Origin of the sequence: Mycoplasma leonicaptivi ATCC 49890 (assembly GCF_000622205.1) — a bacterium.
Lineage (GTDB): Bacteria > Bacillota_I > Bacilli_A > Mycoplasmatales > Metamycoplasmataceae > Mycoplasmopsis > Mycoplasmopsis leonicaptivi.
Genome location: NZ_JHWE01000042.1, coordinates 1 through 7821, shown reverse-complemented (window position 1 = coordinate 7821; position 7821 = coordinate 1). Strand labels below are relative to the sequence as shown.

General features: G+C 25.6%; 9 protein-coding genes and 1 tRNA gene. 7 read left to right on the top strand and 3 right to left on the bottom strand.

The annotated features are described in order from the left end of the window. Positions 1–85 precede the first annotated feature (85 nt). Positions 86–673: a hypothetical protein gene (locus BU00_RS0102790; RefSeq protein ID WP_027121398.1), complete on the top strand. Its 588-nt coding sequence runs from the start codon at positions 86–88 to the stop codon at positions 671–673. A gap of 131 nt (positions 674–804) precedes the next feature. Here BU00_RS0102790 and BU00_RS0102785 read toward each other — a convergent pair whose 3' ends face one another. From BU00_RS0102785 to BU00_RS0102775, 3 genes are read right to left on the bottom strand one after another with little or no spacing between them, the layout of a single operon-like run. Further along, complete coding sequence (locus tag BU00_RS0102785; RefSeq protein WP_027121397.1) at positions 805–1710, bottom strand: type I phosphomannose isomerase catalytic subunit; 906 nt, start codon at positions 1708–1710, stop codon at positions 805–807. After that, a complete protein-coding gene (locus BU00_RS0102780) occupies positions 1711–2016 on the bottom strand; it encodes a hypothetical protein (RefSeq protein WP_027121396.1) in 306 nt (101 codons plus the stop codon). A 1-nt stretch (position 2017) separates the two neighbouring features. Continuing rightward, positions 2018–4006, bottom strand: a complete 1989-nt coding sequence (locus tag BU00_RS0102775) for a PTS fructose transporter subunit IIABC (protein WP_027121395.1) — start codon at positions 4004–4006, stop codon at positions 2018–2020. Between the two features lie 156 nt (positions 4007–4162). Here BU00_RS0102775 and mutM point away from each other — a divergent pair, with 156 nt between their 5' ends. The 6 genes from mutM to BU00_RS0102745 all read left to right on the top strand — a co-directional run. After that, positions 4163–5005: a DNA-formamidopyrimidine glycosylase gene (gene mutM / locus BU00_RS0102770; RefSeq protein WP_027121394.1), complete on the top strand. Its 843-nt coding sequence runs from the start codon at positions 4163–4165 to the stop codon at positions 5003–5005. Further along, positions 4993–5535, top strand: coding sequence for a cysteine hydrolase family protein (locus BU00_RS0102765; RefSeq protein WP_027121393.1), 543 nt, complete (start codon positions 4993–4995; stop codon positions 5533–5535). The genes mutM and BU00_RS0102765 overlap by 13 nt, the downstream gene beginning before the upstream one ends. Then, positions 5535–5861, top strand: a complete 327-nt coding sequence (locus tag BU00_RS04595) for a Smr/MutS family protein (RefSeq protein ID WP_036458986.1) — start codon at positions 5535–5537, stop codon at positions 5859–5861. Before BU00_RS0102765 ends, BU00_RS04595 begins: the two co-directional genes overlap by 1 nt. Positions 5862–5927: 66 nt before the next feature. After that, positions 5928–6003: transfer RNA gene (locus BU00_RS0102755), tRNA-Lys, on the top strand. A 161-nt stretch (positions 6004–6164) separates the two neighbouring features. Then, the gene (locus BU00_RS0102750; RefSeq protein ID WP_027121392.1) at positions 6165–7442 is read left to right on the top strand and encodes a DUF2179 domain-containing protein; all 1278 of its coding nucleotides are present in this window, start codon (positions 6165–6167) and stop codon (positions 7440–7442) included. Between the two features lie 135 nt (positions 7443–7577). Further along, a partial coding sequence (locus BU00_RS0102745) for a hypothetical protein (protein ID WP_027121391.1) occupies positions 7578–7821 on the top strand: 244 nt, incomplete at its 3' end.

Below are 7821 nucleotides of genomic sequence, written 5' to 3'. Positions count from 1 at the left end.
GAAAGAATACAATCAAATTTACAATGAAAAACGCCTCAAGAAGTTTGAGACGTTAATAAGTATTAATGGTCTAAAATAGACTTCCATGTTTATTCCACAAAACTTTATTTGGGTAAGTAGTGAAAGACAAAATAATTTTGAAACAGAAGACACATTTGCTTATGAAGAATTAACAAAACAAAAAATTAATGAATTAAATTTTGATTCTGAAGCAGAACTAGCATTTGCAAAAAAAATAAAAGATTATTTAGAATATAATGATATTAATGTATGAAGTAAAAATCCTGTTCCTAACGGTTTAGGTTTTGAATACATAAACGATGATTTTGAAGTACGTTGTTCTTATCCAGATTTTATTGTTAAAAAAGATAATCATTTTATATATTTTGAAGTTAAAACATATCAAAATGATATAGATATAAACAAAACTAAAAAACTTTTTGATGAATATAAAAAATATATTGAAAATCTACAAGAAGACAGTTTTGATCTTTCTTTAATAATTTGTTTAGTAGAAAATTCAAATGAAACTAAATTTAAGTATGGTGGTTGAAGCACTATTAAAAAAATAGATCAAAAACTAAAAGATATTGATACAAATAATTCTCATATTCATGATCAAATCATTAGCAAATCAGTAATTAGTTTAAAAGATATTTTAAATATTAAGTAAATGCTTAAATCAAAATTAGTCATTATACACTCTCAAATCCGTCTTTGTATTTTTTAATCTAAAACCTTAAAAATCACAGAAATACGTAAAGTTTTAATAATAAAATACCAATTTTAAATTGGTATTTTATTTTATACATAACTTAAAAATAAATCTAATGTTCCGTTTAAAATAAATTCTTCTTGATTTTTAGAAATTAATAAAACATCACCACTTTTTATTGGAGTATCATTAATAAATCCATTACCACTTAAAACTACTAATTCAACACAATGTTTAGCTAAATCAGTACTAATTTTAATGCTATTATTTTTTAATTCGTGTTTTTGGAGTTTAAAATAATTTGTTTTATAAAAATTATTATTATCTGTTTGTTTTTGTATTTCTGGTTTTAAATTACATTTTATAGTATCTAAAGATTCTTTTATATGAATGTCTCTTTTTTTACCATTTATATCAAGTCTTTCATAGTCATAAATTCTATATGTAATATCAGAAGATTGTTGTAACTCAAAAACCATTGTATTACCTGGTATTCCGTGAATCATACCTGCATTAATATAAACAAAATCATTATTTTCTAAGTGAATTTTGTTTAAATAATTTTCTACTTCTTTTGTATTCATAACTTTTTTAAAATCATTGATATCATTTGTTTTAGAACCTAAAATAAAAGGTTGATCTGAATTTTTTAAAACATATCAACATTCATTTTTGCCTAATGAATTAAACTGTTTTGCATATTCATTATCAGGATGTACTTGAATACTTAATGGAGTTTTAGAATCAAGCAGTTTGGTTAAGTTTGGATAAACAAAACTGCTTGCATCTTCATTTTTCAAATTAAAAAACTTTGGATTATTTAAAATAAATTCTCTAAGATTGTAATTTGTATTTAAAACCTTTGACTCAAAACCTTGAATAGATGATATTAATCAAGCTTCTCCGTAATCTTGATCTAAATCAAACATCTTTTTTAAGTTATCATTAGCTCAAGGGGTCTTTTTGAAATATGGTTGTAAAAAAATTATATTCATTTATGCTAATTTTTTATTATAAATTGAATTTGCAGATAAAACTGCTAAAATTCCTAATAAAACCCCTAATGTTATCATAAACGTTCCATATACAAATAATGAAATACTTACTTGTTTTAATGATTCAGATATGTTTTTAAACTCTTGTGAATTATGATCTGATATTTGACTTAATTGATTTTTTAATTCAATAAATTTTGTATATTCTGGACCACCTAATGAACCTAAAATAATTCCTATGATGAGAAAAACTATAGCTGCTGCAATAATAGAATAAAGAATAATTAAACTTTTTTTATTGTTCATTTTATTTTCTTCCTTTAAACATATTTTTTAATGAATCTTTGTAATTTGCAACTTTAATTGATGATGAACTGTTTTCTTGTGTTTTTGGTTTTCATAAACCATAAATTAATGCAGTTACAATAGTCCCTATTACAATCGCTAAGAAAAAGAAAGCAATTCCTAATCCTTTTCCGTGTATATCAGAACCAACAGCACCTAATATTGCAACAATAGGTCCACCATGCGCAGCGGCATTTGTTACAGATAAAACTCCTGCAAGTGCTCCTGCTATTGCAGAACCAATAACATTAGCAGTAATAACTCTTTTTGGATCAGAAACCGCAAATGGTATTGCTCCTTCAGATATACCTATAAATCCCATTACTAACGCAGATGCACCAAGTGATTTTTCTTGTTCATTGAATTTTTTTCTAAATAATAATGTAGCAAGACCCATTCCAAGTGGAGCAACTGGTATAGCAGCGGCAATCATTCCCATTGGCTCAAATATTTGTTGTGTAACTAATGCAGAACCAGTTAAGAAAGCAACTTTATTAATAGGACCACCCATATCAAAACCCGCCATTCCACCTAATAAAGCACCAACAACAAGTGCTATCCCTATTTTTAAACCACCTTCTGATTTAAAAATAGATTCTAAACCTGAAATAAATTTATCCATTACTCAACCAATTGGTGCCCCAATTAAGAAAATAACTAATAATGAATAAAATAATGTAACTCCAATTGGAATAACAAACATTGGAATAACAGCACTTAATGATTTTTGAATTTTTAGATTTGTTATGTATTTCACTGTATAACCTATTAAAATACCAAATATAATAGCACCTATAAATCCCATTGGGGTTCTAATTGATAAACCAGCGATATTATAAAATAAGCTATTATTATTTGCAACCATAGACACCACAAGTGCTGGCATTATTGCTGCTTTACCTGCTATTGAATAAGCAATGTAAGCACCTAATATACCAATCATAACCGTGAATGCTACAACACCTATTTGTAATAAGTATCATAGAAAGTCACCTTGAGGTGCTTCTAAATTATTACCATATATACTTTTTCCTAAACCTAAAGAAAGAGCAATCATGATTCCACCAAATATAACAAATGGAATCATATATGAAATCCCGGTAATAATATGTTTGAAAAATCCAACTTTTTCTGTTGATTTTTCTATTTTGTTAGCATTATTACTTTTGTGTACCTGAGCATTAATTGCTTTATTGATAACTTGCTCAGTATTTTTTATAGCATCTTTTGTTGATGTTACATAAACTTTTTTATTGTTAAAAGCATCTAAATTAACATCTAAATCACTTGCAATAACAACAAATTCTGCTTCTTGTATATCTTGATCTGTTAATTGATTTTTAACTCCTACTGAACCTCTTGTTTCAATTTTTGGATTATAACCAAGTTCTCTAAGTTTGTTTTCAAGAGCTTCTGCAGACATATATGTGTGAGCTAAACCAACAGTACATGCAGTTATACCAATTACCTTTTTACCTTTTGATTCAACTACTTCTTTTTCTTTTGTTAAATATGCATTTAATAAATCAATTATTTCTTGTTCACTTGTTGCTAATTTCAATTTCATTAGGTTATTTTTATCTAACAACATTGTTGACACCTTAGAAAGTGTTTCTAGATGAATATTATCCTTATTTGTTTTTGGTACAAGTATGCTAAATATATATTTAACCTTTGAACCATCGAATGTTTCTCATTCAATATCATTTTTTAACTTAATAAAAAATAATTTAGGTTCTAAAATAGCATCACTTTGTCCATGCGGAATTGCTATTTCATTCTCCATACCGGTAGAAACTTGATTTTCTCTATTTCATAAAGCTTCAAAAACTTCATTTGTATTATTAGTTATCCCAATTTCCTTGCTCTTTTGAGCAAGAAATTGAAAAACTTCATCTTTGCTTTGAAACTCTTTATCTAAGAAAATAGTTTCTTGTGAAAAAATTTTCATTTTGCCTCCTGTTTTATTTATGGGTAATATTATATATAAATATTTAAACAAATTGTTTAAACTATTAATACAATTTTTCCCTAACAAGACTTTTTAATATACAAATTAATATTTTATTAATTTGTTATTTTATGTTCCTTGTTATATAATAGACATATGCCAGAATATCCAGAAGTTACTGTTGTAAGAAAATCATTAAATAATTATGTAAAAAACAGATTTATTACAAAAATAGAGGTGAAAGTTCCAAAATTAATCAAAAATACAAATCAAGAAAATTTTGTTAATTTTTTATTAAATGAACAGGTTTTAGATGTTGAAAATTTTGGAAAGTTTTTAGTATTTAATTTAAAATCTAAAAAGCGTTTAATTTCCCACCTTAGAATGTCCGGTAAATATTTTATTAGACAAGAAAACGATCCTAATTTATATGCTTACAAACATGATTGTATCTACTTTTTTTTAGATAATCAAAATGTTGTTGTTTATAATGATTCAAGAATGTTTGGATCATTTGAAATAATAAACTCAGATGATTTAAGATCTTTATATGAAATTAAGAAATTAGCACAACTTCCAAGGGATGTTGATGTTAAAATTTTGTTTAATAAAATAAAAAACAAAAATATTAGTATTAAAAAAGTTTTACTTGATCAATCCCTTGTTTTAGGAATCGGAAATATATATGCTGACGAATCTTTATTTGCTTCTAAAATATATCCTATGAAAAAAGCAAAAGATGTTACACTACAAGAACTAAAAACTATCTTAAATCACGCTCAAAATATTATGGATAAAAGTATTGAATTAGGTGGAAGTAGTGTGCAAACATATAGTTCGGTAAACGGGATTACAGGAAAGTTTCAAAACAATCTAATGGTTTATTCAAAGCACGATCAATTGTGTCAAGTATGCAAGCAAGAAAAAATTGTTAAGGTAAAACTGGATTTCAAAGAAAACGGAAGGGGAACATCGTATTGTCCAAAATGTCAAAATTAAATTCTAAAAGTGTTACTTTTGTTATTGATATGTTAAATGGTTTTACTTATGAAGGTCCATTAGCAAGTTCGGTAATAGCAGAAGTAATTGATCCTATTCAAAACTATTTAAAAGATCAAGAAAATATCTTTTTTATATGTGATTCACATAGTGAAACAGATATTGAAATGCAACAATATCCTAATCACTGTATTGCTGGATCAAGTGAAAGTTTAGTTGTTCCTGAACTAAATAAGTTTATAACTAAAAATAATATTATTAAAAAACATACAACAAATGGTTTTTTCACAACACCTAAATCTCTTTTAAGAAAATTTGATGAATATAACATTGTTGGTTGTTGTACAGATATTTGCGTGTTACAATTTGCATTAACTCTAAAAATGTGACTAAATCATACAAATCAAGATAAAAAAGTAAATGTTATAAAAAATTGTGTAGCTACTTTTGATTTACCAAATCATAATGCTAAAGAATATAATGATTTTGCATTAAAATTAATGCAAAATGCAGGTATTATAATAAAATAATGAACAAAACAGTTGATTTACATGGTTTAGAAGTTTATCAAGCTACACCTAAAATCCAAATTGCTATTTTAGAACTTGTCAAAAATAAATATAATGAAACACTTATTATAACCGGTAAAGGTACTGGTGCTTTACAAACTGAAGTTGAAAGACTTATTAAAAATCATAATTTAACAAATAATATTAAAATTAACTATGATAAAGTAAATAATAATGGTGCTTATTACTTATATATTTCAAATAATTTTGATTATACTTATGATTTTGAACACAAAGAAATATCGAAAAAAGAAATTAATGCCTTATTTGAGTTATATAAAAAATAATTTATGACTCTTAATTACAAAATTAAATATAATTTTGTCTTGAAAATAAAGTTTTATAATTATATTGCATCGTTAGCTCAGCCGGTAGAGCAACTGGCTCTTAACCAGTGGGTCGCAGGTTCAAACCCTGTACGATGTACCATATATTTATAATACCAATCATAAATATGAAATTTTTTTCATATTTATGATATTTTTTTTAATTTTTATTTATATTTATTAAGTTTTTTATTAAAATAAAAATATACACTTCTTGAAAGGTGTGTAATTTTTATTAATTTTTTATAATTTTAAAGGGGGAATATGGATAATAATTTAACAAATAATGACAATTCTTCTAATAATGATACAGTTTGACATAAATTAGTTAAAAAAAATACTGTTTATAACAGAACAAAAATGTCTAATTTTGGTTTAAAATTAAACAGACTTTATACGAATTTACCTGCGTGAAAAATTGTTGCAATTACTATTACAACTGCAGTTTTTTTTGGAGTTATAAGTGTGTTTTTTGTTAAAAATGTGGGTATTTATAACTTTGGTCTTGCCGCTATTGGACAAGCTTTATCAAGACTAATTGTTGTTTCAGTATCAGAAGATACATTTTCAATTGGATTAAGAAATTTAATAGAACAATTTACATTCTGAATTGCTTACATAATTTTAAGTATTCCAATATTTATTTTTGGTTATAAAAAAATTGGTGCATTATTTAGTAATTTAACTGTTTTATTTTTAGTTGTTTCATCACTTGTTTCTTTTGCAATAGGTTTTATACCTGGTGCAAATGATGTATATTTAATAGGAAATTTTGCAAATAATGAAGTTAAAAGTGCTTTAAGTGATTATCAAAAACCTTTAAGTTCATTAATACCTTTATCATGAAGCGATGGTGGTAATACACTAGCTTTAACTTTATATGCTGTTGTTTATGGTTATTTACTTGCATGAGTTTTTGCTATTATACAAATTATTGGTGGAACAGCTGGTGTTACAGGTGTTATTGGTGAATGGTATGCAAATACAAAACAAAAATCATTTGGTTCTATTTCTGGTTACATGAACATTATAATTGTAATTATCGGTGTTTTAATTGGTTCATGATTACCTGGTTCAATTCTACTAACTACTGCAAAAAATTCCGCACTACAAAATTTTGGAGAAAATTCCGAGCAATATAAACAAATTGCTAAATTAGCTGAAAAAGCCTGAACATTTGAATTATATTTATCTCCTAATTTTGTCGCAACAGTTTTAACAAATGTTGTTTATATAATAACCTTAAACAAACTTTATCCTAAATTTAAACTTGTAAGAGTAGAAATATACTCATTAAAACACTCTGATGAAATAGCAGCAGTTATTGCACAAGATAAAAAAATTGTAACTGGTTTAACTGAATTTCATGCACACGGTGGTTTTTCAAAAGAAAAACTTAGTGTTATAACATCTGTTACATTGTTTAGACAAGTTAATAGAGTTATAAGAGATGTTAGAAAAATAGATGAAGAAGCATTTATATCAATTTCTGATGTAACAAGCATAGATGGATACATTTATTTACCAAAAGATAAGTTTTAAGCTCTTATTTCAATAAAAAAGTTATTTTTTCCTTTTTTAAAGGGGGACACAGAAATGACACAGTTATTTCTGTGTTTTCTTTTATAAAACAAAAGGAAGGGGGAGGGGTATACCCCTCGGGCTTCGCCCATAAAAATGAGCAAACATTTATCACACAAACAATGAGAATTTTGAATCAAAGAGTATTACAAAGCAAATAATAATTTTGCTAGTGAACAACTATTTTGAACTAATTTTTGTAATCAAAATAACATTAAATTTACTAAGCACGTAATTTATAGATTTAAACAAAAAATTAACTTGTATAATTTAAATATGAATTTAGATAGCAAAACAGGTAAATCACCAAAAGCAAATAAAGGAGTTGGTAGAAAAAAGA